The organism is Streptomyces sp. NPDC002265 (genome assembly GCF_040296125.1).
Classification (GTDB): Bacteria; Actinomycetota; Actinomycetes; order Streptomycetales; family Streptomycetaceae; genus Streptomyces.
Genome location: NZ_JBEOWS010000101.1, coordinates 1 through 26,252 on the forward strand (window position 1 = coordinate 1; position 26,252 = coordinate 26,252).

The 26,252-nt window shown below is 69.8% G+C and carries 23 protein-coding genes, 2 tRNA genes and 1 pseudogene; 5 read left to right on the forward strand and 21 right to left on the reverse strand.

The window, feature by feature from the left end; translation table 11 throughout:
* Nucleotides 1–52 precede the first annotated feature (52 nt).
* The 6 genes and pseudogenes from ABT085_RS19350 to ABT085_RS19375 all read right to left on the reverse strand — a co-directional run bounded on the left by ABT085_RS19350 (nucleotide 53) and on the right by ABT085_RS19375 (nucleotide 4,148).
* The gene (locus ABT085_RS19350) at nucleotides 53–805 is read right to left on the reverse strand and encodes a class E sortase (protein WP_351608934.1); all 753 of its coding nucleotides are present in this window, start codon (nucleotides 803–805) and stop codon (nucleotides 53–55) included.
* A 14-nt stretch (nucleotides 806–819) separates the two neighbouring features.
* The gene (locus ABT085_RS19355) at nucleotides 820–1,869 is read right to left on the reverse strand and encodes a class E sortase (RefSeq protein ID WP_502982754.1); all 1,050 of its coding nucleotides are present in this window, start codon (nucleotides 1,867–1,869) and stop codon (nucleotides 820–822) included.
* A complete protein-coding gene (locus ABT085_RS19360; protein WP_351608937.1) occupies nucleotides 1,800–2,438 on the reverse strand; it encodes an aminodeoxychorismate/anthranilate synthase component II in 639 nt (212 codons plus the stop codon). The genes ABT085_RS19355 and ABT085_RS19360 overlap by 70 nt, the downstream gene beginning before the upstream one ends.
* Nucleotides 2,435–2,645: pseudogene (locus ABT085_RS19365) on the reverse strand (hypothetical protein). The gene ABT085_RS19360 and the pseudogene ABT085_RS19365 overlap by 4 nt, the downstream one beginning before the upstream one ends.
* A 4-nt stretch (nucleotides 2,646–2,649) precedes the next feature.
* Nucleotides 2,650–3,339: a class E sortase gene (locus ABT085_RS19370; RefSeq protein ID WP_351608993.1), complete on the reverse strand. Its 690-nt coding sequence runs from the start codon at nucleotides 3,337–3,339 to the stop codon at nucleotides 2,650–2,652.
* A 26-nt stretch (nucleotides 3,340–3,365) separates the two neighbouring features.
* Entirely contained in the window at nucleotides 3,366–4,148 is a 783-nt protein-coding gene (locus ABT085_RS19375) for a DUF881 domain-containing protein (RefSeq protein WP_351608939.1), read from the reverse strand.
* Nucleotides 4,149–4,289: 141 nt separating this feature from the next.
* Between ABT085_RS19375 and crgA the strand changes: the two genes are divergently transcribed.
* Nucleotides 4,290–4,544, forward strand: a complete 255-nt coding sequence (gene crgA / locus ABT085_RS19380) for a cell division protein CrgA (RefSeq protein ID WP_351608942.1) — start codon at nucleotides 4,290–4,292, stop codon at nucleotides 4,542–4,544.
* 244 nt (nucleotides 4,545–4,788) lie between these two features.
* Here the strand turns inward: crgA and ABT085_RS19385 are convergent, their stop codons facing one another.
* Both ABT085_RS19385 and ABT085_RS19390 read right to left on the reverse strand, forming a co-directional pair.
* Nucleotides 4,789–5,670, reverse strand: coding sequence for a rhomboid family intramembrane serine protease (locus ABT085_RS19385; RefSeq protein WP_351608945.1), 882 nt, complete (start codon nucleotides 5,668–5,670; stop codon nucleotides 4,789–4,791).
* Nucleotides 5,671–5,780: 110 nt separating this feature from the next.
* Nucleotides 5,781–6,308 (reverse strand): peptidylprolyl isomerase, encoded by a 528-nt coding sequence (locus tag ABT085_RS19390; protein WP_351608948.1) that lies wholly within the window; start codon nucleotides 6,306–6,308, stop codon nucleotides 5,781–5,783.
* 362 nt (nucleotides 6,309–6,670) lie between these two features.
* Between ABT085_RS19390 and ABT085_RS19395 the strand changes: the two genes are divergently transcribed.
* Nucleotides 6,671–7,369 (forward strand): DUF5324 family protein, encoded by a 699-nt coding sequence (locus tag ABT085_RS19395; protein WP_351608951.1) that lies wholly within the window; start codon nucleotides 6,671–6,673, stop codon nucleotides 7,367–7,369.
* A 396-nt stretch (nucleotides 7,370–7,765) separates the two neighbouring features.
* Here the strand turns inward: ABT085_RS19395 and ABT085_RS19400 are convergent.
* A tRNA-Ala gene (locus tag ABT085_RS19400) sits at nucleotides 7,766–7,838 on the reverse strand.
* 183 nt (nucleotides 7,839–8,021) lie between these two features.
* On the opposite strand from ABT085_RS19400, the gene ABT085_RS19405 reads away from it, so the two are divergent.
* Nucleotides 8,022–8,570 (forward strand): helix-turn-helix domain-containing protein, encoded by a 549-nt coding sequence (locus tag ABT085_RS19405; protein WP_351608954.1) that lies wholly within the window; start codon nucleotides 8,022–8,024, stop codon nucleotides 8,568–8,570.
* A 155-nt stretch (nucleotides 8,571–8,725) separates the two neighbouring features.
* Entirely contained in the window at nucleotides 8,726–10,387 is a 1,662-nt protein-coding gene (locus tag ABT085_RS19410; protein ID WP_351608957.1) for a serine/threonine-protein kinase, read from the forward strand.
* Here ABT085_RS19410 and ABT085_RS19415 read toward each other — a convergent pair.
* Together ABT085_RS19415 and ABT085_RS19420 are read right to left on the reverse strand one after the other, a co-directional pair.
* Entirely contained in the window at nucleotides 10,351–11,655 is a 1,305-nt protein-coding gene (locus ABT085_RS19415; RefSeq protein WP_351608960.1) for a hypothetical protein, read from the reverse strand. The two genes, ABT085_RS19410 and ABT085_RS19415, sit on opposite strands and share 37 nt — an antisense overlap.
* 250 nt (nucleotides 11,656–11,905) lie before the next feature.
* Nucleotides 11,906–12,034: a DLW-39 family protein gene (locus ABT085_RS19420; protein WP_003999697.1), complete on the reverse strand. Its 129-nt coding sequence runs from the start codon at nucleotides 12,032–12,034 to the stop codon at nucleotides 11,906–11,908.
* A gap of 360 nt (nucleotides 12,035–12,394) precedes the next feature.
* On the opposite strand from ABT085_RS19420, the gene ABT085_RS19425 reads away from it, so the two are divergent.
* On the forward strand, nucleotides 12,395–12,754 hold the full coding sequence (locus ABT085_RS19425; RefSeq protein WP_351608962.1) for a DUF6344 domain-containing protein: 360 nt from the start codon (nucleotides 12,395–12,397) through the stop codon (nucleotides 12,752–12,754).
* Nucleotides 12,755–12,852: 98 nt separating this feature from the next.
* On the opposite strand, the gene ABT085_RS19430 is transcribed toward ABT085_RS19425, so the two are convergent.
* The 10 genes from ABT085_RS19430 to dnaA form a co-directional block, all read right to left on the reverse strand.
* Nucleotides 12,853–13,749: an alpha/beta hydrolase gene (locus ABT085_RS19430; RefSeq protein WP_351608965.1), complete on the reverse strand. Its 897-nt coding sequence runs from the start codon at nucleotides 13,747–13,749 to the stop codon at nucleotides 12,853–12,855.
* Nucleotides 13,750–13,843: 94 nt separating this feature from the next.
* Nucleotides 13,844–13,920: transfer RNA gene (locus ABT085_RS19435), tRNA-Ile, on the reverse strand.
* Nucleotides 13,921–14,031: 111 nt separating this feature from the next.
* Nucleotides 14,032–14,775: a DUF3566 domain-containing protein gene (locus ABT085_RS19440; protein WP_351608966.1), complete on the reverse strand. Its 744-nt coding sequence runs from the start codon at nucleotides 14,773–14,775 to the stop codon at nucleotides 14,032–14,034.
* 18 nt (nucleotides 14,776–14,793) lie between these two features.
* On the reverse strand, nucleotides 14,794–17,388 hold the full coding sequence (gene gyrA, locus ABT085_RS19445) for a DNA gyrase subunit A (RefSeq protein ID WP_351608968.1): 2,595 nt from the start codon (nucleotides 17,386–17,388) through the stop codon (nucleotides 14,794–14,796).
* 42 nt (nucleotides 17,389–17,430) lie between these two features.
* On the reverse strand, nucleotides 17,431–19,515 hold the full coding sequence (gene gyrB / locus ABT085_RS19450) for a DNA topoisomerase (ATP-hydrolyzing) subunit B (RefSeq protein WP_351608971.1): 2,085 nt from the start codon (nucleotides 19,513–19,515) through the stop codon (nucleotides 17,431–17,433).
* Between the two features lie 507 nt (nucleotides 19,516–20,022).
* Nucleotides 20,023–20,583, reverse strand: a complete 561-nt coding sequence (locus ABT085_RS19455) for a DciA family protein (RefSeq protein ID WP_351608974.1) — start codon at nucleotides 20,581–20,583, stop codon at nucleotides 20,023–20,025.
* Nucleotides 20,580–21,704 (reverse strand): DNA replication/repair protein RecF, encoded by a 1,125-nt coding sequence (recF, locus tag ABT085_RS19460; RefSeq protein WP_351608977.1) that lies wholly within the window; start codon nucleotides 21,702–21,704, stop codon nucleotides 20,580–20,582. The genes ABT085_RS19455 and recF overlap by 4 nt, the downstream gene beginning before the upstream one ends.
* A gap of 40 nt (nucleotides 21,705–21,744) precedes the next feature.
* Nucleotides 21,745–22,620 carry a phosphogluconate dehydrogenase (NAD(+)-dependent, decarboxylating) gene (gnd, locus tag ABT085_RS19465; RefSeq protein ID WP_351608984.1) on the reverse strand — a complete coding sequence of 292 codons (876 nt, stop codon included), beginning with the start codon at nucleotides 22,618–22,620 and terminating at the stop codon, nucleotides 21,745–21,747.
* Between the two features lie 172 nt (nucleotides 22,621–22,792).
* Complete coding sequence (gene dnaN / locus ABT085_RS19470) at nucleotides 22,793–23,923, reverse strand: DNA polymerase III subunit beta (protein ID WP_351608987.1); 1,131 nt, start codon at nucleotides 23,921–23,923, stop codon at nucleotides 22,793–22,795.
* A gap of 1,133 nt (nucleotides 23,924–25,056) precedes the next feature.
* Nucleotides 25,057–26,252: chromosomal replication initiator protein DnaA (gene dnaA / locus ABT085_RS19475; protein WP_502982755.1), on the reverse strand; the 1,196-nt coding region annotated here is incomplete at its 5' end.

Consider the following 26,252-nt stretch of genomic DNA (forward strand, 5'->3'; position numbering starts at 1 on the left):
GCCCCCGACCGAGATCACTCGGTCGGGGGCCGTCGCCGTGCCCGGATCTGCGTCAGCGCAGTTCCTTCGGTGGTGTGCGCTTGCTGTCCACCGCGTCCACCCGTACCAGTTCGCCCCACACCACGTACCGGTAGCGGCTCGTGTACACCGGGGTGCAGGTCGTCAGCGTGATGTAGTGGCCCGGCTTCGTCTTCCCCGACTCCTTGGGGACGGACCCGAGGACCTTGACGTTGTACTTCGAGGTCTCGGGGAGAATCGCGTAGACCTTGTAGACGTACCACTTGTCCTTGGTCTCGAAGACGACCGGGTCGCCCTTTGCGACCTTGTCGATGTTGTGGAACTTCGCCCCGTGGCCGTCGCGGTGGGCGGCCAGGGCGAAGTTGCCGTTCCTGCCCGACGTGGGCAGCGTGGCCTTGACCGGATCGACGTAGTAACCGGCGACCCCGTCGTTGAGCACCTTCGTCGACGTGCCCTTCTCGACCAGGACCTCGCCGTTCCTCATCGAGGGCACATGCAGGAAGCCGATGCCGTTGCGGGTGTCGAGCGCGCCGGGGCCGGTGTCCGGCCCGGCGGCCCAGCCGTCGCGGACCTTGTCGGCCTCCTTGTGCGCCGCCCGGTCGGCGACGACGTTCGTCCACCACAGCGAGTAGACGACGAACAGACCGAGCACCAGGCCCGCCGTGATGAGCAGTTCACCGAAGACACTGACCGCCTGGGCGATCCGGCCCTGTCCCCGGCGCCGCGGCGCGGGCCCGGACTCGGGCACGGCGGTGTGCTCTTCGGTCTCATCGGCGGTCGCTGCCACTGTTTCCTCTGCCCTTAACTGACGAGCGCATCCGGCTTGCCCTTGCTGCGCGGCCGTACCTCGACCATCTTGCCCCAGACGATCAACCGGTACTTGCTGGTGAACTCCGGCGTGCACGTCGTCAGAGTGATGTAGCGGCCCGGCCCGGTGAAACCCGACCCGGCGGGAACGGGGTTGATGACGGTGGTGTTGCTCGGCGACGTCACCGGCAGCATCGACGTCATCTTGTAGACGAAGTAGGCGTCCTGGGTCTCGACCACCACCTCGTCGCCCGCCTGGAGCCGGTTGATGTACCGGAACGGCTCACCGTGCGTGTTGCGGTGGCCGGCGAGCGCGAAGTTGCCCGTCTTAGCGTCGGGCATCGCGGTCTTGAGCGGACTCTCGCCGTAGTGCCCGACCATGCCCTTGTCGAGCACCTTCTTGTTGCTGACGCCCTCCGCGATCGGCACGACGACGTCCAGCTTGGGAATGTGCAGGATGGCGAAGCCCTGCCCGGGCGAGAAGGTGCCCGGCGCCCGCTTCCCGCTCGCCCAGTCCTGCTGGAGGCTGCTGGCCTCCTTGCCCGCCTGGGCATGGGCCCGCACGTTCGTCCACCACAGCTGGTAGGTGACGAACAGCAGCATCAGCACGCCGGTCGTGATGAACACCTCACCGATCGCCCGGCTGGCGACCACGGCCGGGCCGGCCTTGCGCGCCCGCGCCTGCTTGCGCGCCTCGACCCGGGACAGGGGTGCGCGGGATCCGGACCCACCCGACGGTGTACCGGTCTCGGGTGCGCCGCCCCCATGACGCCCACCACGACGCTTGGCGGCCTTTCTGCGGGCCGCGCGGCCGCCCGGGGTGGCTGGAGTGGCGGACGAGGCCGCTGAGGCCGCAGAAGCCGATACAGGCCCACCGGGTCCCATGAGCGACGGGTCGGGCAGCCGCAACGCGACGGTCTCGTCGTCGAGGGGGCGTCCGTACGACGCGCCGTCGTAACGGTCCCCGAGCGCGGTCACGCCGTGGCCCTGCCCACCACCGGGGCGAGCCCCGCCGACCTCGCCACGGCACCCGCGTAGCCGCACTCGACCAGCCAGTTGGCCAGCATCCGGTGGCCGTGCTCGGTCAGCACCGACTCGGGGTGGAACTGCACGCCCTCGACCGGGAGTTCCCGGTGGCGCAGCCCCATGATGATGCCGTCGTGCGTGCGGGCCGTGACCTCCAGCTCGTCCGGCACCGTCGCCGGCTCCGCGGCCAGCGAGTGGTACCGGGTCGCCGTGAAGGGGGACGGCAGACCGGCGAAGACGCCCTTGCCGCCGTGCTCCACCGGCGAGGTCTTGCCGTGCAGCAGTTCCGGGGCGCGGTCCACCACACCGCCGTACGCCACCTGCATGGACTGCATGCCCAGGCAGACCCCGAAGACCGGGACACCGGTGGCGGCGCAGTGGCGCACCATCTCGATGCAGACACCGGCCTCCTCGGGCGTGCCCGGACCGGGTGACAGCAGCACCCCGTCGAAACCGTCCTGCGCGTGCGCGGTCGACACCTCGTCGTTGCGCAGGACCTCGCACTCGGCGCCCAGCTGGTACAGGTACTGGACCAGGTTGAAGACGAAGCTGTCGTAGTTGTCGACGACGAGAATGCGCGCGCTCACTGGTTGTCCACCGTCACATCGTTGAAGGGCAGCAGCGGTTCGGCCCACGGGAAGACGTACTGGAAGAGGACGTAGACCACGGCCAGAACCAGCACGATCGAGATCAGCGCCTTGACCCAGGCGTTTCCCGGCAGCTGCCGCCAGATCCAGCCGTACATGCCGTCCCTTCCCCTCGTACCACGGCACCAGACTCACGCCGCACGGCACCAGACTAACGGCGCAGCGCCTCGGGTTCGCCTGCCTCCACGGGCTGTGTGGAGTCCAGGTGCGCCCACACGATCAGCCGGTGACTGTGCCCCCACTCGGGATCGCACGTGGTCAACGTCAGATAGCGGCCCGCACGCGTATACCCGGACTTACGTGGCACAGGGGCGATCACCTCAACGTCCGTGGGCACGGTTTTGTAGGGACCTTTGTCGATCCGATAGGTGAACCAGGTCGTCCCGTCCGTCAGCACCACCGCGTCCCCCCGGCGCAGCTGCGGAAAGTCCTTGAAAGGGTCACCGTACGTACGCCGGTGACCGGCCACGGAGAAGTTGCCCGTCTGCCCCAGCCTCGCGGTGCCCGCGTAGTGGCCCAGGCCCTTCTTCAGGGTGTCGGTGGCGGTGCCCTCCAGGACCGGCTTGTTCCACGTGAAACCGAGCCGGGGGATGTACATGATCGCGAAGGGCCTGCCGCTCCGGTACGCCGCCGGCGCCGGGGCGGGGGAGGCGGCGGCACCGGGGGCCGGCGACGGCCGGACACCGCCGTGCGCCCACTCCTGCTGCAACTGGTCGATCTGGTGGTCCATGACCCGGTCGGCCTTCACCCCGGTCCAGAACAGCACGTAGACGACGAAGAGCACGATCACCGTGCCCACGGTGATGCAGAGCTCGCTGAAGGTCCTGACGATCACACGCACCGACACAGGACCCTCCGGCGGCTGCTCTACTCCACAGGCTTCGCGTAGTGCAGATCCACTGTGCCCGAGTAGCCGGGCAGAGTCACCGTGCCGTTCTCGGTGACTTTCCAGCCGAGCCCGTAGACGTTGACGTACACCATGTAGTTCTGGATCGCCGGGGCTTCCGCGAGGGACTTCTGCAGCTTCTCCGGGTCACCGACCGCAGTGATCTTGTACGGCGGCGAGTAGACCCGGCCCTGGAGGATCAGGGTGTTGCCGACACAGCGCACGGCACTGGTGGAGATCAGCCGCTGGTCCATGACCTTGATGCCCTTGGCGCCACCCGCCCACAGGGCGTTCACCACGGCCTGGAGGTCCTGCTGGTGGATGACCAGATAGTCGGGCTGCGGCTCGGGGTAGCCCGGGAGCTTGGCCGTCGCGTCCGGCGGGGCGTCGTTGAGGGTGACCGTGATCGCCTCCCCCTTGAGCTTCTGGGTCCCCGCCCGCTTCTCCAGGGCCGTGACCTTCGCGTCCTCCGCGGCGGTGCTGCCGTCGTCGCCCGCGGCGAGGGACTCGACGTCGTTGCGCAGGGTCGCGTTGGACTCGTCCAGCTGGCCGTTCTTGCGGCTGCGCTCCTGGATGAGGTCGGACAGCTTCAGCAGCGAGGTGTCCGTACGGATGTTGGTGCCCTTGGCCGTGTTGAAGCTGGTGAAGAAGAGCAGCCCGGCCAGCGCGAAGACGGCGACCGTGAGCACCCGAACGGGCCGGAGACCGCCCCGGCGGTGGTCAGGACTGGATTCGGTCCCGGGAGAGTCGGCAGAATTGCTCAACGTACCCTTATCTCCTTCGACGCCACGGAAGCACTACGCTAACGGACGCCCGGGGGAGCGCTAAGAGTCCCCTTGTACGCTGCCCCGAGCCAGTCAGAGTTCCCTGCGCGGCCACGCAGCGCATCGACAGGAGAGACCCTCGTGCCGAAGTCACGTATCCGCAAGAAGGCCGACTACACGCCGCCCCCGGCGAAGCAGGCGACCACCATCAATCTCAACAGCCGTGGCTGGGTCGCGCCGGTCATGCTGGCCATGTTCCTCATCGGCCTCGCCTGGATCGTCGTCTTCTACGTGTCCGACGGCTCCCTGCCCATCGACAAGCTGGACAACTGGAACATCGTGGTTGGTTTCGGCTTCATCGCGGCGGGATTCGGCGTCTCCACCCAGTGGAAGTAGGGCGGTCCGGGGCTCTGCCCACGGTTATCCGCTGAGTTATCCACAGCCGTTTTCCACATGGGGAAAAGAAAGACGATCTGTGGATAACTCATCGAGGGTTGACGCCGGTGTGACGGAATCGCCCATCGTCGAAAGCTTGTTCGCCCCTTGTTTGACCTGCGAATACTCGGGTCAGTGACAGGGGGCACAGCTGTTCCCGCACGATGTGCACAAGATCCGCCACAAGCTGTGGACAACCGACCGCTCAGGTGAGCTGGAACGTCCTCAACAGCGTCACGCCCACAATGACGGCCAGCGCCACTGCACAGCTGCCGTACTGCACCAGAGCGCGGTGCCGGCGCGGCGCGTGGACCATGGCGTAGCCGATGGCGACACCGGCGACCAGGCCGCCGATGTGTGCCTGCCAGGCGATGTTCATGCCCGGGCCGAAGGTGAAGAGCAGGTTGATCGCCAGCAGGGCGATCACGGGACGCATGTCGTAGTTGAGCCGGCGCATGAGTACGGCCGTGGCGCCGAAGAGCCCGAAGATCGCGCCGGAGGCCCCGAGCGAGGGCTGGTTGGGCGCGGCGATCAGATAGCTGAGCGCACTGCCGGCCAGCCCGGAGACGAAGTAGAGCGCCAGGTAGCGGGCCCGACCGAGGGCCGCCTCCAGGGGGCCGCCGATCCACCACAGGCTGAGCATGTTGAACAGGATGTGGATATAGCCACCGTGCAGGAACATCGCGGTGAGCAGCCGGTACCACTGGCCCTGCGCGACGCCCTGGACTCCGGTGACGTGCCGGCTCAATGCCTGGCCGATCAGGTCGAACCGTTCGGTGAAGCTGTCGCCCACGGCATGCTGGACGAGGAAGAAGACCAGGTTGAGGCCGATCAGCACCTTGGTGGCCAGACGCGGATCGGCGGCGACGGTGCCGCCCGCGACGGTGCGGGGCCGGGCCGCGGCCGCACTGGTGCCGGATTCGCGGGCGCAGTCGGGGCACTGGAAGCCGACCGAGGCGTTGACCATGCACTCGGGGCAGATCGGGCGCTCGCAGCGGGTGCAGCGGATTCCGGTCTCACGGTCCGGGTGCCGGTAGCAGCCGGGCAGACTCTGGGCGTCCTGCCGACTGCCGCGAGCCTGGTCCATGGCATCCCCTAGGTCGTCGTATGCAATGCCTCGCCCCGCTCATCCTTACGGACGAGCGGGGCATAAGGTTCCCTGCGGCTTGATCCGCGGACAAGCCCTGAGCGTCAGCCCTATCGGGTCTCGACGACGACCGACTCGATGACGACCTCGTTGACCGGGCGGTCGGTGCGCGGGTTCGTCTGGGTGGAGGCGATGGAGTCGACGACCTTCTGGCTCGCCGCGTCGGTGACCTCGCCGAAGATGGTGTGCTTGCGGTTCAGCCAGGCCGTCGGGGAGACGGTGATGAAGAACTGCGAGCCGTTGGTGCCCGGGCCGGCGTTGGCCATGGCCAGCAGATAGGGCTTCGAGAACTGGAGCTCCGGGTGGAACTCGTCCTCGAACTGGTAGCCGGGGCCGCCGGTGCCGTTGCCCAGCGGGTCACCGCCCTGGATCATGAAGCCGCTGATCACCCGGTGGAAGACCGTGCCGTCGTAGAGCCTGGCCGTGGACTTCTCGCCCGTCTCGGGGTTGGTCCACTCACGCTCGCCCTGGGCGAGTTCGACGAAGTTCTTGACCGTCTTGGGCGTGTGGTGCGGGAAGAGCCGAACCTCGATGTCGCCATGGTTGGTCTTCAGGGTGGCGTAGAGCTGCTCGGCCACGGTCTGCCTTCCGTTGTCTTTCTGTGACTGCCCGAATCCTCGCACGGCCCGGGCGGCGCGGCGCCCGACGACTTCTTCTGGGCGGATATCCGGGTACTTGCTTGCGGAAAACGGCACCAGTGCTCCCACGACACGGGCACTCGGCAGCGATCCGTGGCATTGTCGACGGCAAGCTCACGTTCTCCGCATTCATCCGCTATTGCACTTGATCACCGACCGAGATGCTCTTGGCCGGAAGCGATCGCAAGTCGGACGGTATGACCCGTATGCCCGTCCGCGCATGCCCCGGCGGACGCCGACAGGCATGATCCGTAAAAGGGTGGAAAGCCGAATTACCGTACGCCACCGAGGAGGAGGAACCCGTGACCCGCATCGACAGCGTGCGCGCCGCGACCGAAACGGCGAAGGACAGCGTGCTGCACGCCGCGGAAGTTGTGGCGCCCTACGCCGACACGGCCAAGGAAAAGGCCGCGTACTACGCATCCGAGGCCCGCGTACGGCTCGCGCCCAAGGTGTCGCAGGCCGCGGAACAGGCCCGCGTCCAGTACGACGCCTACCTGGCACCCCGGCTGGAACAGGCGCGCTCCCATGTGCCGCCCAAGGTCGACCAGGCTGCCCAGGAGGCGGCGGTCCGCACCCGCGAAGTCGCCCGGCAGGCCGCCGACTACTCGCGTCCGAAGATCGAGCAGGCGGTGGCTGCGGCCGGTCCCGTCAAGGACGAGGCGGCCGCCCGAAGCCTCGCCGCACTGGCCGCGCTGCGCGGTCAGGTGACCCCGAAGGAGATCCAGCAGCTGGCCCGCAAGCACAAGCGGCGGGCGAAGGCCGGGCGGGCCGTGAAGGTGATGGCCGGTCTGGCCGCGCTGGCAGCCTGCGCCTTCGTCGCATGGAAGTGGTGGGACAGGCAGGCCAACCCGGAGTGGCTCGTCGAGCCGCCGGCCGCGACGGACGTACCCGAGTCGAATCGACTGGCCTCGGTGGACGGCAGCCAGTCCGCCCTCGATCCCGAGGTGCAGGCCAAGGAGGCCGAGGAAGAGGCGGCGGACCGCGAGGACCGCGGCTGACGCCGGACCCGGCCGAGTACCGCCGAGGGGCGGAGAACCTGGTGGTTCTCCGCCCCTCGGCGATGTTTCACGTGGAACCGTGGAGGCGTGTTTTGCGGTGACGTTTGCAACGCACCGACTCTCCACAATCCCCTCACGTTTCCTTGACGCAACGCACCCGTCCGGTCACGCGGTCGCGCGGATGCCGTTTCACGCAAGGCCGCAGCCTCGGAGGGGCTTCGCCGCGCCTGCCCGGCCGCCTTCTCGGCGACGGTCGGCCGACGCCACTCTCCGCGCATATTTGCGCAAAGAACTGCAACGCCCCGGGCCCCCTCCTGGATCACCCGAGTGACACACGTCACGGAACACGCAAAAGACCGGCCGGACACCTGCGAGGTGTCCGGCCGGTCCGTTCTGTGGAGCCTAGGGGAGTCGAACCCCTGACATCTGCCATGCAAAGACAGCGCTCTACCAACTGAGCTAAGGCCCCGGAAGCAAGGCGTCCGACCGGAGAAACCGCATCCCGGTGGGCGCCGCAGACCAGACTACCGGGTCCCCCCGGGTATCTCGCAAAAAGTTGGGGGGTCCCCGTGGGCGACCACTCTCCGTAAGATGCTCGACGTGGTTCGCTACAGCGAACCGCCGTTTTTTGGGGAAGCGATGGGGAGACGCAATGGACGCCGCACAGCAGGAAGCGACCGCGAGAGCGCGGGAACTGCAGCGGAACTGGTACGGGGAGCCACTGGGGGCGCTCTTCCGTAAGCTCATAGAAGACCTGGGCCTCAACCAGGCCCGGCTGGCGGGGGTACTGGGCCTGTCCGCGCCGATGCTGTCCCAGCTGATGAGCGGTCAGCGGGCGAAGATCGGCAATCCGGCCGTGGTGCAGCGGGTCCAGCTGCTCCAGGACCTGGCGGGACAGGTCGCGGACGGCAGCGTCAGCGCCGCCGAGGCCACCGCGCGGATGGACGAGATCAAGAGGTCACAGGGGGGCTCGGTGCTCAGCAACAGCACACAGGCGACCAGCAGTTCGGGTGCGCCCACGGTCAAGCGAGTGGTCCGGGAGATCCAGTCGCTGCTGCGGTCGGTGGCCGCCGCCGGCGACATCATCGAGGCCGCGGACACCCTCGCCCCGACCCACCCGGAGCTGGCAGAGTTCCTCCGGGTCTACGGCGCCGGCCGCACCTCGGACGCGGTGACGCACTACCAGTCCCACCAGAGCTGACGCCGACGGCCCGGTGACCGAAGGGGGTTCGGGGACCGGGCCGACGCCCTGAGGGGGCACGCACGAGCCGTCGCGCCCGCCGTGGGAGGAGTCGTCGCCCCTGCCGCGGGGGAGGGCAAGAGGGAACGCCTCAGGGGGAGGAGCAGCGCACAGCCATGGGTGAGGTCTTCGCCGGCCGGTACGAACTGGTCGACCCGATCGGACGCGGTGGGGTCGGCGCCGTCTGGCGCGCCTGGGACCACCGCCGACGCCGCTATGTGGCCGCCAAGGTCCTTCAGCAGAGCGACGCGCACTCGCTGCTGCGCTTCGTGCGTGAGCAGGCGATGCGCATCGACCATCCCCATGTGCTCGCGCCCGCCAGCTGGGCCGCCGACGACGACAAGGTCCTGTTCACCATGGACCTGGTCGCGGGTGGTTCGCTGGTCCATCTGATCGGCGACTACGGCCCGCTGCCGCCGGCGTTCGTCTGCACCCTGATCGACCAGCTCCTCGCCGGACTGGCCGCGGTGCACACGGAAGGCGTCGTGCACCGCGACATCAAACCGGCCAACGTGCTGCTCGAAGCCACCGGGACGGCCCGGCCCCGGCTGCGGCTGTCCGACTTCGGCATCGCGATGCGGCTCGGCGAGCCCCGTCTGACGGAGACCAACCTCGTGGTGGGGACGCCCGGTTACCTGGCGCCCGAGCAGCTGATGGGCGCGGAGCCGGACTTCGCGGCCGACCTGTTCGCCGTGGGGCTGGTCACGCTGTATCTGCTGGAGGGCGCCAAGCCCGACGCCAAGGCGCTGGTGCAGTACTTCGCGGCGCACGGGACGCCGGGAGCGCCCGAGGGCATCCCCGAGCCGCTCTGGCAGGTCGTGGCGATGCTGTTGCAGCCGGACCCGCAGGCCCGGTTCCGTACGGCCACGGGAGCGCGCAAGGCGCTCGGCGCGGCCGCCGAGCTGCTGCCGGAGCCCGGCCTCGACGACGACCTGATCGAGATCTTCGACCAACTCGGTCCACTTCCCGCGGGGTTCGGACCCGACGGGCCCCTCGGGCCGGCGCCCTCCCCCGGACCCCGGCCGCCGCGTCCCGCCTCCGCCGCCCCGGCGGACCCGGGCACCTCGCCCGACCCGGGCACCATCCCCGACCCGGGCCGCGCCTCCGACCCGAGCCGCACCCCGGACACGCCCGCCGCTCCGGACAGCAACACGGCCACCGGTCCGGCGGGCGGCGCGCCGGGCAGCGGGCACAGCACCGGCACCACGGTCCGCGCGGCCGGCCCGGGCACCGTCGCCCCCACCGACCCACGCCTGAGCCCGAGCCTCGCGTCCTCCACCCCGTCCCCGGCGCCGGCGGCCTCCGCCCCCACCGCGTTCCCGTCCCCGGCCCCACCGGCCCCGTCCCCGTCCGCGGCTCGACCGGCGCCCGCACCGGCCCCGGAGCACCCCGCCGCGTCCCTGCCCGCCCACGCGGCCGCTCCGGCGCCGTCCCGCCCGGCGTCCATGTCGGACACCGGCAGCTTCCACCTTCCGCCGCCCAGGACGCCCGCCTCCGAAGCCCCCGCGCCCCGGCACCCCGTCCCCGCCTCCCCCGACGAGCCCACGTACACCCCGCCCGCGCCCCCGCTCCCGGTCTCCCGCCCGCAGCCGGGGCACGCCGACGCCTCCACCGCCTCGTACACCGCCGAAGTCCCGCAGACGCCCCCGGCGGCCCGGGAGACCGCACGCCACCGTGCCCGGCGCCGCCCCGGCCCGCCCGCCCGGGTGGCCCTCCCGCTGCTGCTGCTGGCGCTGGCCTGCTACGCCGTGGGGTTCTGGGCCCTGGCCCGCGTCTGAGCGTCCCTGCGGCGCGCCGCAGCCGTCCACACCCCGAGGCCCAGCAGCAGCGCACTGCCCGTGCCGATCCCGCCCGCGGCGAGCGCCGCCATCGCGGTGTCGCGGCCCGCGCCGCCCTCCGCGGCCGCCCGGTCCTGCGCCGTGACCTCGAAGACGCCCTGCGGGGCGGACCGTCCCGCGTATCCCGGCCCGGCCTCCCCGGTGCCGGCGACCCGTACCCGCAGCGTCAGTCCGAACGGGCCGGTGCCGAACCGGTCGGCCACCTGCGCGGCGAGATGCACCACCAGGTAGTAGGAACCGGCGAAGCGCATCGCGCCGACCGCGTCGCCGGCGTCGTAGCGGTTGGCGTAGCGGACGGGGGGCACGGGGGCGAGTGCGGCGGACTTCTGTGTGCCGTCGTAGCTGACGCCCACGTCCTCGACCTGCGCGCGCACCGGGTTGTACAGCGACAGCACCAGGGCTCCCACGGCGTAGCCGCTGCCGCCGCTCGCGCTGCCCAGGTCGGCGGTGGCGTACAGCTGCCGTCCCCAGTCGACGGGCACTTTGTAGAAGAGCGTCTGTCCGGGCACGATGTCGGCCCGCCAGACCCCCTGCCCGACCGCGGTCGCCGAGCCGAAGCCCGCGCCGCCCCGGCGCTCGCGCGGCTCGTCCCCGAGCGGGGCGGGGGAGGCGGAGTTCCAGACCTCGGGCGCGAGCGTCGCGCCGGCCCTCTGCGGCCGGGGTTCCGAGAACACGGCGAGCTCCAGGTCCCAGGCCCGCGGCGCGGTGTCCGCCGTACCGAGCCGCTCCACGACCAGGTAGTACGTGCCCGGCTCCCGGCACAGGGTTCTGGCCGGGGACACCTCCCGCGCGCCCCACGCCGTGACGGGCCGCGGGCTGCGGGCGGCTCCGAAGATCGCGGAGTCGTACGAGCAGGCGTGGCCGTCCGAGTCCTGCACGGAGACCCTGATCCCGTCCACGGCGGCGATCGAGGCGTCCGGGGCGGGCACGGCGGTGGTGGCGGCGTACGTGCTCGACGTGGCGTCGAGCTCCAGGCGGTAGTAGACCTTGCCGCTCTTCGGGAGGGTGCTCCGGTAGGTCTCCCCGGGATCCAGGCGCCCCGCGTCCGCGGTCCCGGCCGCGCCGACGACGCTCCGGTCGCCCTCGGCGAAGGCGTAGCCGGGAGCCTCGGACGCGGAGGACGCCCCGGAGGCGGCGGACGTGCGGGGGACGGCTGCCGCGCCCGGTACGGCCGCGGTGGCCGCCAGGGAGCACACAACCGCCGCCACGGCAACCGCACGTGCCCGCGGCCGCCTCCACCGGACCCCGGCGTGTCTCCACGCCCTCGTACACCGTCCCCACACGCGCCCCACCACGCGCCCCCTCGCCGCTGCCGGACCGGAACGTCGCCCATCCTGCCCCGCCGGGCGGCGCGCCACCCGGTCAATCCGTGCGAGCGTCCGAAACCGAAGGCCGCGGACAACACAAAACCCCGACCGCAAGGGCGGTCGGGGTCTGTTCAGAATCCGGTGTCGGTACTCACGAACCCGTGGGCACGGAGTCAGTCGCCTCCGTCCACAGATCCTGCTCGGCGCGATCCGCCTGGATCTGGCGGTACACGAGGAGCCCGCCGATGGCGGCCAGTGCGACCAGGAGAAGCTTCTTCACCGCGCGACCTCGTCTTTCCTTGACGTAGGGGACCTCTGGCGCCCGACTATACACACCGGCCGATACCGATCAGTGACCTGCATCGGGGCCCCAACTGCGGTCCGCGACAGCGCAGTACGAGCGTCCCGAACCCCGCCGACCAGCACGGCTGCCGGAGAGTGAGCACCCCTGCACGCGCAGCACCTTCGCCCGCATTGCGCCCGCCTGCTCCCCCTCTTCCGATTTTTGACCCCCCTTGCACCCATCCGTGTGGTGTTGATCCGAAGATCGACGCGCCATGGGCGTCGATCCACCACTTCGCGACCGACATACACATCATGAACAAAGTACGCAAATCGACCGACCCGAATGTGAGGGGCCATGGGCCGCAACCAGGTCACGAAACTGTGGACCGCCATCGTCACCGCCTTCCTCGCGCTGTGCACGGCGCTCGGACTCGTCACGACGACCGCCACGACTGCGGTAGCCCGGACCGAGCCGATCCGCAAGAGCAGCAGCAACGCCCTGGGAATGACGGCTGCGGCCCCGGCCCCCTGGCTCTGGTCCTTCGACCGGTCCCTGCCGCCCACGATGAAACAGCGGATCCGAGCCGAGGCCCACGGAAAGTCCCCGAGCTGCCGCAACCGCCCGACGGCCGACACCGAGGCGGCCCCGCCGGTCCAGTCCCTCTGTGAAGGCCCCGAAGCCCCGGACGAGCCCCCTGCGCCCCTCCAGCAGTGACAGCGCGGCCGGCGGACTTCCGCACGGCACCGACGACCGAACGCGCAGGCCCTCGACCTGGTCCAGGTCGGGGGCCTCTTTGTCGGCAGGACGGGGCCCTAGGGCCGCGGGATCAGCTCGCGCAGATCGGCGAAGAGACGCTCGTGGGCGGCAGCCGCGGCCGGGTCGGTGAGGTCCATGCCCTGGATGAACCCGTGGACGAGCCCGGGTTCGACCCGGTGACGGACCGGCACACCGGCCTGTACGAGCCTTCGGGCGTAGGCGTCGCCCTCGTCGCGCAGCGCGTCGTGCTCGGCGGTGACGATCAGGGCGCCGGGCAGTCCTGACAGATCGTCGGCGTGCAGCGGGGACCCCGCGCGGCGCCGCGCGGGGTCCGGGACGAACTGCTCGACGAAGACGGCGAGGTCCTGCGCGTCCAGGCCGTGCCCGGTGCCTTTCTCGGTGATGGACGGCTGACGGAGCAACAGATCGGTGTTCGGGCAGAACAGGGCCTGCACCGCGGGCAGCGGCCCGCCCTCGTCGCGCAGCACGAGACATGCCGCGGTGGCGAGGAAGCCGCCGGCGCTGTCGCCGGCCACCGCGTCGGGCCGTACGGCGCGCAGCACCGCCACGGCGTCCCGCACGGCGGCGGGGTGGGGGTGCTCGGGGGCCAGCCGGTAGTCGACCGCGAGGACGTCCACGTCGCAGGCCTGCGCGATACGACGGCAGGTGCGGTCGTGGGTGTCGAGGTCGCCGAAGACGAACCCGCCGCCGTGCAGGTACACCAGCAGCGGGCGCGGTCCGTCGCCGGGGCGGTAGCGGCGGACGGGAACGGCTCCGGCGTCCGTGGTGACGAAGCCGTCCGCCACCCGGGGCAGTTCGGGACCCCGGGGACGGACGGCACGCCGCTCGTGCGCCGCGGCGCGCAGCCGGACGACCAGGTCGGGCAGGTCGGGCCCTGCGGGCAGGCCGGGCCCGGATCCCGGCGTCCGGTTCTCTGCACCGTCGTACGACATCGAGGTCCCCTCTCCCACGAACCCTTCCCCGCGCCCCAACTTCAGCCGCTGATGCAGAAGACCCCCGGTCCGAGTGGACCGGGGGTCTTCGTGCTGGTGGGGCTAACAGGATTTGAACCTGTGGCCTCATCCTTATCAGGGATGCGCTCTAACCAACTGAGCTATAGCCCCGCCGCGCTTTGCGGTGTGTGTCCCGCGCGCTGACTCCTGAAGATTAGCGCACGACCTGGGCAGTCCCAAAATCGGTAGTCGCCGGGGCGGTGGCGAGGCCGTCGGCGGAGGTCACTCGTCCTCGGCCAGCGTCAGCTCGACGCCGCCCACGAAGCCCGCGGAGAGGTTGTAGATGAACGCCCCCAGGGTCGCGAGAGCCGTCGCGAGAATGACGTCGATCACCGCGATGATCGTCGTGAACATCAGGACGTTCGGCAGCGACAGGAACGACTGGAGATCGAAGCCGTTCGACTCGTTCGAGCCGGTGGCCTCGGAGATGGTGCCGCCCACGGTCGAGAAGACGCCCATCGCGTCCATGACCATCCACAGCACGGCCGCCGCGACGATCGTGCAGATGCCCAGGGCGATGGAGAGCAGGAAGCTGACCTTCATCACCGACCACGGGTCGGCCTTGGCGACCCGCAGGCGGGCCTTGCGCACCCGCGGCGTCGTACGGGCGCCGGTACGCGGCCGGCGCACCGCGGACGCCGGAGCGGCCGGCGCGGGCGTCTGATAGGCCTGCGGCGGGTGGTAGGGCCCGGCAGGCTGCTGGGGCTGGCGCTCCCCCGGCAGCGGCGAACCGGCGTGCGTGCCGGGCTGGCCGGGCGGCTGCGCCGGGGCGGCCGGGGCGGCCGGGCCCGCTCCAGCCGTCTGCTGGGTCTGCGGGCCTCGGGTGTCCGTCACAGTTCCCCCCTGGGTTCCATGAGTGTCAGTCGAGTGCGAGTCTGTCGCATTCGTGGCGGAGCCACGGCCGCCGCCGTCCGTTTCCGTACCGATCGAGGTACCGGACGGTCCGGCGCCTGTGGCTCCGCTCACGATGACTCACTCCTCGTGCTACTCGGCCGAGGGCTCCTCGCCCTCGTCCGTGCCGATGGGCGTGACGTCCTCGGCGGACTCGTCCACGGCGACATCGCCGTCGACCTCCTCCGCCTCGCGTCCCGCCTCGGCGTTACGTGCGATACCGACGACGGCATCGCGCTTGCCCAGGTTGATCAGTTGGACGCCCATGGTGTCACGGCCCGTCTCCCTGACCTCGCTGACTCGCGTGCGAATCACACCACCGGACAGCGTGATGGCGAGGATCTCGTCGCTCTCCTCGACAATCAGCGCCCCGACGAGCGATCCACGGTCCTCGACGATCTTGGCAGCCTTGATGCCGAGGCCGCCGCGGCCCTGGACGCGGTACTCGTCGACGGCGGTCCGCTTCGCGTATCCGCCGTCGGTGGCAGTGAACACGAACGTACCCGGTCGAACAACATTCATCGAGAGCAGCTCGTCGCCCTCGCGGAAACTCATGCCCTTGACGCCCGAGGTGGCACGCCCCATGGGCCGCAGAGTGTCGTCCGAGGCGGTGAACCTGATCGACTGGGCCTTCTTGCTGATCAGCAGCAGATCATCATCGGCCGAGACGAGTTCGGCTCCGATCAGTTCGTCGTCGGAACCGTCCTCCCGCTCCCGCAGATTGATGGCGATGACACCGCCCGAACGCGGCGAATCGTAATCCTTCAGCGGCGTCTTCTTGACCAGACCGGCCTTCGTGGCCAGCACCAGGTACGGCACCGCCTCGTAGTCCCGGATCGCGAGGATCTCGGCGATCGCCTCGTCCGGCTGGAAGGCCAGCAGGTTCGCCACGTGCTGGCCGCGCGCGTCCCGGCCGGCGTCGGGCAGCTCGTACGCCTTCGCACGGTAGACGCGGCCCTTGTTGGTGAAGAACAGCAGCCAGTGGTGCGTCGTCGACACGAAGAAGTGGTCGACGATGTCGTCTTCCTTGAGCTTCGCCCCGCGTACGCCCTTGCCGCCACGCTTCTGCGCCCGGTAGTCGTCCGCCTTGGTGCGCTTGACGTAGCCACCGCGCGTGACGGTGACGACGATGTCCTCCTCGGCGATGAGGTCCTCGATGGACATGTCGCCGTCGTAGGGCACCAGCATGGTCTTGCGGTCGTCGCCGAACTTCTCGACGATCGCGCCCAGCTCCTCGCTGACGATCGACCGCTGGCGGACCGGGGAGGCCAGGATCGCGTTGTACTCGGTGATCTTCGCCTGGAGCTCGTCGTGCTCCTGGACGATCTTCTGACGCTCCAGGGCGGCCAGCCGGCGCAGCTGCATCTCGAGGATGGCGTTGGCCTGGATCTCGTCGATCTCCAGGAGCTCCATCAGGCCCCCGCGCGCGATCTCGACGGTGTCGCTGCGCCGGATCAGCGCGATGACCTCGTCGATGGCGTCCAGGGCCTTCAGCAGGCCGCGCAGGATGTGCGCCCGCTCCTCCGCCTTGCGCAGCCGGAAGCGCGTACGGCGGACGATGACCTCGATCTGGTGCGTCACCCAGTGGCGGATGAACGCGTCCAGCGAGAGCGTGCGCGGCACACCGTCGACGAGCGCCAGCATGTTGGCGCCGAAGTTCGTCTGCAGGTCGGTGTGCTTGTACAGGTTGTTCAGCACGACCTTGGCGACCGCGTCCCGCTTCAGGACGATGACCAGCCGCTGACCGGTGCGGGACGAGGTCTCGTCGCGCACGTCCGCGATGCCGCCGATCTTGCCGTCCTTCACGAGGTCGGCGATCTTCTGCGCGAGGTTGTCGGGGTTGGTCTGGTACGGCAGCTCCGTGACCACCAGGCACTGGCGGTTCTGGATCTCCTCGACCTCGACGACCGCGCGCATGGTGATCGAGCCGCGGCCCGTGCGGTAGGCCTCCTCGATGCCCTTGCGGCCCACCACGAGGGCGCCGGTCGGGAAGTCGGGGCCCTTGATGCGCTCGATGAGGGCGTCCAGCAGCTCCTCGTGCGAGGCCTCGGGGTTCTCCAGGTACCACTGGGCGCCGGCCGCGACCTCGCGCAGGTTGTGCGGCGGGATGTTGGTGGCCATGCCGACCGCGATGCCCGCCGAACCGTTGATCAGCAGGTTCGGGAAGCGGGCGGGCAGGACGGTCGGCTCCTGGGAGCGGCCGTCGTAGTTGTCCGTGAAGTCGACGGTCTCCTCGTCGATGTCACGGACCATCTCCATCGACAGCGGCGCGAGCTTGCACTCGGTGTACCGCATCGCCGCCGCCGGGTCGTTGCCCGGGGAGCCGAAGTTGCCGTTGGAGTCCACCAGCGGCATCCGCATCGACCACGGCTGCGCGAGGCGGACCAGCGCGTCGTAGATCGAGGAGTCGCCGTGCGGGTGGTAGTTGCCCATGACGTCGCCGACGACGCGGGCGCACTTGTAGAAGCCGCGCTCGGGGCGGTAGCCGCCGTCGTACATGGCGTACAGCACGCGCCGGTGGACGGGCTTGAGGCCGTCCCGGACGTCGGGCAGCGCGCGCGAGACGATGACGGACATCGCGTAGTCGAGGTAGGAGCGCTGCATCTCCGTCTCGAGCCCGACGGGCTCGACACGAAGGACGATCTCGCCGCCCTCTTCAGGCGCGGCAGGCGTGTTCTCGTCGGTCATTGCTGGTGAGGATCCTTCCTGATGCGGTCAGCTGAGACCGACTCAGATGTCGAGGAAGCGGACGTCCTTGGCGTTGCGCTGGATGAACTGACGCCGGGCCTCGACGTCCTCGCCCATCAGGACCGAGAACAGGTCGTCGGCCTGGGCCGCATCGTCCAGGGTGACCTGGCCGAGGACGCGGTGCTCCTGGTCCATCGTGGTGATGCGCAGCTCCTCGGCGTTCATCTCGCCGAGACCCTTGAAGCGCTGGATCGAGTCCTCCCGGACCCGCTTGCCGCGCTGCCGGCCGAGCTCGATCAGCGCGTCGCGCTCCCGGTCCGAGTAGGCGTACTCCGCGTCGTCCCGGCCCCACTTGATCTTGTAGAGCGGGGGACGGGAGAGGAACACATGACCCGCCTCGACCAGCGGCCGCATGAAGCGGAACAGGAAGGTCAGCAGCAGGGTGTTGATGTGCTGGCCGTCGACGTCGGCGTCCGCCATCAGGATGATCTTGTGATAGCGGAGCTTGGAGATGTCGAAGTCCTCGTGCACACCCGTGCCGAAGGCGGAGATCAGAGCCTGGATCTCCTGGTTCTGGAGGATCTTGTCGATCCTCGCCTTCTCCACGTTGAGGATCTTGCCGCGGATCGGGAGGATCGCCTGGTACTGCGGGTTGCGGCCGGACTTGGCCGAACCGCCGGCGGAGTCACCCTCGACGATGAAGATCTCGCACTTGGTGGGGTCGTTCGACTGGCAGTCGGAGAGCTTGCCCGGCAGCGAGGCCGACTCCAGCAGACCCTTGCGGCGGGTGAGGTCACGCGCCTTGCGGGCCGCCACGCGCGCGGTGGCCGCCTGGATGCCCTTGCGGACGATGTCCGCGGCCTCCACCGGGTTGCGGTCCAGCCAGTCGGCGAGGTGCTCGTAGACCGCCTTCTGGACGAAGGTCTTCGCCTCGGTGTTGCCCAGCTTGGTCTTGGTCTGGCCCTCGAACTGCGGCTCGCTGAGCTTGACCGAGATGATCGCCGTCAGACCCTCGCGGATGTCGTCACCCGTGAGGTTGTCGTCCTTGTCGCGCAGCAGCTTCTTGTCGCGCGCGTACTTGTTGATCAGGTTGGTGAGCGCCGCGCGGAAGCCCTCTTCGTGCGTACCGCCCTCATGCGTGTGGATGATGTTGGCGAAGGAGTACACACCCTCGCTGTAACCGCTGTTCCACTGCATCGCGACCTCGAGGGACAGGCTCTTGTCCCTGTCCTCGGCCTCCAGGTCGATGACCGACGGGTGCACCGGCTCCCCCTTGCGGGAGTTGAGGTACTTCACGAAGTCGACGATGCCGCCCTCGTAGTGGTACGTGACGGTCTTGACCTCGCTCTTCTCGTCCGCACCCGCCTCGTCCGCCCCGGCCGTGGCCTTCGCCGACTCGCGCTCGTCGGTGAGCTTGATCGTCAGGCCCTTGTTGAGGAACGCCATCTCCTGGAAGCGCCGCGAGAGCGTCTCGAAGGAGTACTCGGTGGTCTCGAAGATGTCCGCGTCGGCCCAGAAGGTGACCGAGGTGCCGGTCTCCTCGATGGCCTCGTGCTTGGCCAGCGGCGCCGTGGGGACGCCCATCTTGTAGTCCTGCGTCCAGCGGTGGCCGTCCGTCCTGACCTCGACGGAGACCTTGCTGGACAGGGCGTTCACCACCGAGACGCCCACGCCGTGCAGACCGCCGGAGACCGCGTAGCCGCCGCCGCCGAACTTGCCGCCCGCGTGCAGCACGGTCAGCACGACCTCCAGGGCCGGCTTGCCCTCGGAGGCGACGATGCCCACCGGGATGCCGCGGCCGTTGTCGATCACACGGACACCGCCGTCGGCGAGGATCGTCACGTCGATCGTGTCCGCGTGCCCGGCCAGCGCCTCGTCGACGGAGTTGTCGACGACCTCGTACACGAGGTGGTGCAGACCGCGCTCACCGGTCGAGCCGATGTACATACCGGGTCGCTTGCGGACCGCGTCCAGACCCTCGAGGACGGTGATGGCGCTGGCGTCGTACGAGGCGGTTACCTCGCCGCCCGAGGTGGTGGCCACGTCGTTCGCGCCTTCGTCGGTGGACGGGATGTTCTCGTCGGTGTTGCCGGAATCGGCCACGAAGCGCCCTTTCTGGCACAGCACGAGCCAGGCTCGTCGGCAGGTTGCCGGAGCGGCTGCGGCATGTTGCGTTGGTAAGCCTTGATCAGCGTTGCTCAGCTTCTCCCGGGCGGTCCCCACGTTTGGGGCGGGATCTGCTTCCAGTCTACCGGTTGCGCTGACAGTGATGGGGGTTTGCCGGTACCTGAGTCCGCATGTGCCGCCCTGAACCGGGCTCTTCCGGGTCCCGATATACGGATGGGGGCTCCAAGAGGCTCACAGCGGCACTCAGCGCTTTGAGGTGTCAACCCTTTGCTACTCAGGGGTCAGATCAGAATTCGCAACCGCGTGCGGTCGTACGGCGGAAGCACCCTGTATCCCCGCCACGTGAGGTAAGTCACCTCCACGCGACCCCCGGCCGGCCCGCGATCGGCCCCGGATCAGGCCCGCGACAGCCCGGAATCCGCTCCCGGACAGCCTCGCGAAGGCCCGCCGGCAGGCCGGCGGCAGCCCGCCCCGGCGGACGCGGGCCGACCCGCGATCACCCCCGGCTCACCCGTAGGTGTCACCGGGTCCGGTGCTGCCCGGAGCGCGCAGCGGGCCGTACCGACGGACCGGGGCGCTGGGCCCGAACACCTTGATCAGCTTCACCGCGCCGTGCCCGAGGTCCTCGTTCAGCCGGGCCACCAGCGTCGGGGCGAGCAGGCGCAGGTTCGTCGCCCAGGCCGTGGAGTCGCAGCGCACCACCAGCACCCGCTCGTCCTCGTCGTACTTCTCCGGAACACAGTGCTTGGCCACGTCCGCACCGACGATCTCCGGCCAGCGGCCCATCACCCCGCCCACCGCCGCGGGCGTCTCCCAGCCGCGCTCGGTCAGCAGCCGGCTGATCGCGGAGCCCAGCGCCATCGGGTCACGGCCGTCGGCGCGTGCCCCGGAACGCAGGCCGCCACCCCGGCGCGCCTGCCGCTTCTGCTGCGCCGCGTCCCCACGCGCGCGTGCCTGCTCACGGGCCGCCCGCAGCGCCACCCGCGCGAGATCCACACCCGAGGGCTCGGGTGTCTTTCCGGGTATCTGCCCGGAGTCCTTGTCCCGGGCCGGTTCCTGACCGCTCACAGCCGCTCGACCGTCCCGTCGGCCACGGAGTACCGCGCGCCCGCCAGCACATGGGGGACGTCGTCGTCGACCGCGGCCGTCACCAGGACCTGCTCACCGGTGGCGACCAGCTCGGCCAGCCGCTCCCGGCGACGGGCGTCGAGCTCGGCGAAGACGTCGTCGAGGATGAGCACCGGCTCGTTCCCCTCGGCCCGCAGCAGCTCGTACGAAGCCAGCCGCAGCGCCAGCGCATAGGACCAGGACTCGCCGTGCGAGGCATAGCCCTTGGCGGGAAGCTGCCCGAGCTTGAGCATCAGGTCGTCGCGCTGCGGCCCCACCAGGGTGACGCCCCGCTCGATCTCCTGCTTGCGGACCTCGGCCAGGGCCGCCATCAGCTGGTCGTGGAGCTCCTCACGGGTGTGACCGGTGATCCCGGCCGCGGACGGCCGGTACTCCAGGGCGACCGGCCCGCCACCGGGGGCCAGCTGCTCGTACGCCTTGTCGGCGAGCGGCTGGAGCGCGGCCACCAGGTCGAGACGCCGGGCGAGCAGCTCCGCGCCCGTGCGCGCGAGATGCTGGTCCCACACGTCGAGCGTGGACATGTCCATCGAGCGGCCGCCGTGGCGGCGGGCCAGCGCGGCCGACTTCAGCAGGGTGTTGCGCTGCTTGAGGACCCGCTCGTAGTCGGCGCGCACGCCGGCCATCCGCGGGGAGCGGGCGGTGATCAGCTCGTCGAGGAAACGGCGCCGCTCCCCGGGATCGCCCTTGACCAGCGCGAGATCCTCGGGAGCGAACAGCACCGTCCGTACGATGCCCAGCACGTCACGCGGCCTGACCTGCGACGACCTGTTGATACGGGCCCGGTTGGCCTTGCCCGGGTTGAGCTCGAGCTCGACCAGTTGCTGCCGTTCGCCCTGCCTGACCTGGGCCCGGACGATCGCGCGGTCGGCGCCCATGCGGACCAGCGGCGCGTCGGAGGAGACCCGGTGGCTGCCCAGGGTGGCCAGATAGCCGACGGCCTCGACGAGGTTCGTCTTGCCCTGACCGTTCGGGCCGACGAAAGCGGTGACGCCCGGGTCGAGCGGAACCTCGGCCCGGGCGTACGAGCGGAAGTCGGCCAGCGACAGATGCGTGACGTGCATGGTCGTGAACCGACCTCCCCCAGATCCTTCGGGTAGCGGACTACTTCTTCTCGACCGCGTGGCCGCCGAACTGGTTGCGCAACGCGGCGATCATCTTCATCTGCGGCGAGTCCTCCTGGCGGGAGGCGAACCGGGCGAACAGCGAGGCCGTGATCGCGGGCAGCGGCACGGCGTTGTCGATGGCGGCCTCCACAGTCCAGCGTCCCTCGCCGGAATCCTGTGCGTAACCCTTCAGCTCATCCAGGTGCTCGTCCTCGTCGAGGGCGTTCACCGCGAGGTCGAGCAGCCAGGAACGGATGACCGTGCCCTCCTGCCAGGAGCGGAAGACCTCGCGCACGTCCGTGACGGAGTCGACCTTCTCCAGCAGCTCCCAGCCCTCGGCGTAAGCCTGCATCATGGCGTACTCGATGCCGTTGTGGACCATCTTCGCGAAGTGGCCCGCGCCGACCTTGCCTGCGTGCACCGCGCCGAACGACCCCTCGGGCTTGAGGGCGTCGAAGACGGGCTGCACCTTGGCGACGTCGGCGGCGTCACCGCCGTACATCAGCGCGTAGCCGTTCTCCAGGCCCCAGACACCGCCGGAGACGCCGCAGTCGACGAAGCCGATGCCCTTGGCCGCCAGCTCCCGCGCGTGCTGCTCGTCGTCCGTCCAGCGGGAGTTCCCGCCGTCCACGACGATGTCCCCGGGCTCCAGCAGCTCACCCAGTTCGTCGATCGTGGCCTGGGTCGCGGCACCGGCCGGAACCATCACCCAGACCACCCGCGGGCCGCTGAGCTTGCCCACAAGTTCTTCCAGGCTGTGGACGTCGGCGAGGTCCTGGTTGCGGTCGTATCCGATGACGGTGTGACCTGCGCGGCGGATCCGCTCGCGCATGTTGCCGCCCATCTTGCCGAGGCCGACGAGACCGAGCTCCATCAGTTGTTCCTTAGGTTGCTGTGTGGCGAGGGCACTTTCGTACCTGTGTCCGACCCTAAACCCGGACGCTCACGCACACCTGTGGGCATACCCGCTCATACGTACGCCCTCACCTGCGGCTTCGTCCGTGGGTCCGGTTGTCCACCGGACCCACGGACGGTGTGGACAACCGTCAGCCGCTCAGCCGCACCGGCATGATCAGGTACTTGTAGGCGTCGTCCGCCTCGGCGTCCACCGCCGGCTTGCCGCTGAGCAGCGCGGGCTTCGTGGACGTCGTGAAGGACAGCTGCGCCACCGGGGAGTCGATCGCGCTCAGGCCGTCCAGCAGGAACGTCGGGTTGAAGGCGATGGAGATGTCGTCGCCCTCGAGCTGGGCGTCGACCCTTTCCACAGCCTGTGCGTCGTCGCTGGAGCCGGCCTCCAGGATGAGCACACCCTGCTCGAAGCTGAGCCGCACCGGGGTGTTGCGCTCGGCGACCAGGGCGACGCGCTTGACGGCCTCCACGAAGGGGGCGGTCTCGATCACGGCCACGCTGTTGAACTCCGTCGGGAACAGCGTGCGGTACTTCGGGAGGTCGCCCTCCAGGAGCCGGGTGGTCGTACGACGGCCGGCCCCCTCGAAACCGATCAGGCCCTCGCCGGCGCCCGAGCCGGACAGCGCCAGGATGACGCTGTCGCCGCTCGTGAGGGCCTTGGCGGTGTCCAGGAGCGTCTTGGCGGGCACCAGGGCCACCGCGGACGCCTCGGGGTTCTCCGGCTTCCACAGGAACTCGCGGACCGCGAAGCGGTAGCGGTCGGTGGAGGCCAGCGTGACGGTGTCGCCCTCGATCTCGATGCGCACACCGGTCAGGACGGGCAGCGTGTCGTCACGGCCGGCCGCGATGGCGACCTGCTGCACGGCGGAGGCGAAGACCTCGCCGGGGACGGTGCCCGTCGCGTTCGGCATCTGGGGAAGCGCCGGGTACTCCTCCACAGGCAGGGTGTGGAGGGTGAACCGGGAGGAGCCGCAGACCACCGTCGCCCGTACACCGTCTGTGGAGATCTCCACCGGGCGGTTGGGGAGGGCGCGGCAGATGTCGGCGAGCAGCCGGCCGGAGACGAGGACCGTGCCCTCCTCCTCGACCTCGGCCTCCACCGACACGCGTGCGGAGACCTCGTAGTCGAAGCCGGACAGGCTCAGCTGGCCTTCCTCGGCCTTCAGCAGGAGGCCGGCGAGGACCGGCGCCGGCGGACGGGCCGGGAGGCTGCGCGCCGCCCAGGCCACTGCCTCCGCGAGTACGTCGCGTTCCACCCGGATCTTCACTGTTGCCGCCTCCTGCTGTTGCCGGCGCTTCTCGCTCTGCCTGGCCTTCGTCGTCTGTCTCGGTGTCGTCGGTCCCCGTGGCGGGAAGGACACCGGGGAACAGTCTGACGCACGGCACTGACAGTAGGTGCCTATCGGGGTCAAGTCGTGACGAGGGGCAGCCGGGCACCGAGCAGCGAGTTGTGCACAGGACCCACTTCGAAACGGATTCTTCGCTCTCTCTAGTCGGGAGTAGTAGTAGGGGCTGTGGATACCGTGGATAACCCCGTTTTCGCAGCTCAGAGGCGATTTTTTGTCCACCGGTCCTGTGGGTGACGGCAGTGGACAACTCGGGGTTTCTGTGGAGAACAGAAAGTTCTGCACACACCGTGCACAGCCGGGGGCCACTTCTCCCCAGCCTCGTCCCCAGCTTTACCCACCTTTCCCACAGCCCAACCTGGCACCTTCGTGTGACGCCTTTCACTCGACGCAGTGAGCAGCGGCGGAGGGTTGCCGAACAGTGGACAGTCTTGTGGAGAAGCCGGGGATCACTGGGGACAAGCAGCCGCTGCCTGTGGGTTGCCGGTGGACAACCTCGTGCACAGCTTGTGGACCGCCGCGTTGTCCACAGTCTGTGGAGATCCTTCGTCCACGAATCCACAACCACCTGACCTGGTCTGATGGTCCTTCAACAGGGCCGCCTGTGGAAACCGTCTGGACAACTTCCCAGTCCCCAGGATGTGGACGGGAAAAAGTCGCCCAATCTGTGGAGGGTGGCCGTAACCCCGCAAGTAATCGAACAGTGGATGACCTGCGGACGGCGGGCCCGCTCCCCGCGGCGAGGGTGGTACGGCCGGTGCGACGGGCCTGGGACGGGATCCGGGAGTCGATCTGAGGCCGGGTCGGCGACCGGTTCGACGGCCGGGTCGGCGGGCCCGCGGCCGGAGCTGAGGCCGGTGCCGGGGTCCTGCGGCCGCCCCTGAGGCTGGACCTGATGCCGGGTCGGTGGCCGGGTCGGCGACTGGGGCGGCGGCCCCACCGGCCCTGCTCGGCCGGCCCGTTGGGCGGTTCCCGGGAACGGCGGAGGGCGCCCCCGGGATCTGCTCCCGAGGGCGCCCTCGATGCGTCGGCGGCGGCCCGTGCGGGCCGTCCTGTCAGCCGTTCTTGATGCGGTTGGTCAGCTCCGTCACCTGGTTGTAGATGGAGCGGCGCTCGGCCATCAGATTGCGGATCTTGCGATCGGCGTGCATGACCGTCGTGTGGTCACGGCCGCCGAACAGCGCCCCGATCTTCGGCAGGGAGAGATCCGTCAGCTCGCGGCACAGATACATGGCGATCTGCCGGGCCGTCACCAGCGCGCGGCCGCGCGAGGTGCCGCACAGGTCCTCCACCGTCAGCCCGAAGTAGTCGGCGGTGGCACCCATGATGGCCGTCGAGGTGATCTCGGGAGCCGAGTCCTCGCCGCCGGGGATGAGGTCCTTGAGGACGATCTCCGTCAGGCCCAGGTCCACCGGCTGCCGGTTGAGCGAGGCGAACGCCGTCACCCGGATCAGCGCGCCCTCCAGCTCACGGATGTTGCGCGAGATCCGCGAGGCGATGAACTCCAGCACCTCCGGCGGGGCGTTGAGCTGCTCCTGCACCGCCTTCTTGCGCAGGATCGCGATCCGCGTCTCCAGTTCGGGCGGCTGGACGTCGGTGATCAGGCCCCACTCGAATCGGTTGCGCAGCCGGTCCTCCAGGGTCACCAGCTGCTTGGGCGGCCGGTCGCTGGAGAGCACGATCTGCTTGTTGGCGTTGTGGAGCGTGTTGAAGGTGTGGAAGAACTCCTCCTGCGTCGACTCCTTGTCCGCCAGGAACTGGATGTCGTCGACGAGCAGGATGTCCATCTCGCGGTAGCGCTTGCGGAAGCTGTCGCCCTTGCCGTCGCGGATGGAGTTGATGAACTCGTTGGTGAACTCCTCGGAGCTCACGTACCGCACGCGGGTGCCGGGATAGAGGCTGCGCGCGTAGTGTCCGATCGCGTGCAGCAGGTGCGTCTTGCCGAGGCCCGACTCCCCGTAGATGAACAGGGGGTTGTAGGCCTTCGCGGGTGCCTCGGCGACGGCGACGGCGGCCGCGTGGGCGAACCGGTTCGAGGCGCCGATGACGAAGGTGTCGAAGAGGTACTTCGGGTTCAGGCGCGCGGTGGGCTCACCGGGTCCGGCCGCCGGTGCGGGCTTCGCCGCCGGCGGGCCGGGCAAGCCGGCAGTGGGCGGCCCGCCGGCGGGCGGGCCGCCGCCGGGGGGGGGGGGGGGGGCGGGGGGGGGGGCGGGCCGGGGGCGGGGGGGGGGGGGGCGGTGGTGGGTTTGCG